Origin of the sequence: Solihabitans fulvus (assembly GCF_008386585.1) — a bacterium.
In the GTDB taxonomy this organism is placed as follows: domain Bacteria; phylum Actinomycetota; class Actinomycetes; order Mycobacteriales; family Pseudonocardiaceae; genus Solihabitans; species Solihabitans fulvus.
In genome coordinates, this window is record NZ_VUOB01000209.1 from 1 (window position 1) to 392 (window position 392).

1 pseudogene is annotated in these 392 nt (G+C 80.6%); it reads left to right on the forward strand.

What is annotated here, in order from left to right:
- Positions 1–392, forward strand: a pseudogene (locus F0L68_RS43080) (sensor histidine kinase); the annotation flags it as partial.

Consider the following 392-nt stretch of genomic DNA (forward strand, 5'->3'; position numbering starts at 1 on the left):
CTCGCTGGTCGCGAGGTGGCCCGGCACCGCCATTCCCGCCGGCTACCGGCAGGCCGGGCCGGTGACGCGGCTGTCCACCGGGTACTGGTGGAACGGCTACTCCTACTCGCGCACCAGCCGGGACGCCAGCAAGGACCAGCGGATGCGGCCCTGGTGGGGCGATCCCGCCACCTGGCGCGACCTGCGGTTCACGGTGCTCGCGCCGGCCGCCGTCGGCGTGGTCGCCGCCGTGCCGCCCGCAGGGGTCGCCGGAGCGGTCCCCGGGTCCGCCCAGCCGACCCCCGCCGCGCGCGTGGCGGGTGTGCCCGGCGCGGCCGTCGCGGTCGCCGGCGCCCCGTACGCCTGGCGGCTCGCCGGGCCGGTGGCGGGCCGCCTCCTGCGCGCCTCGCCCG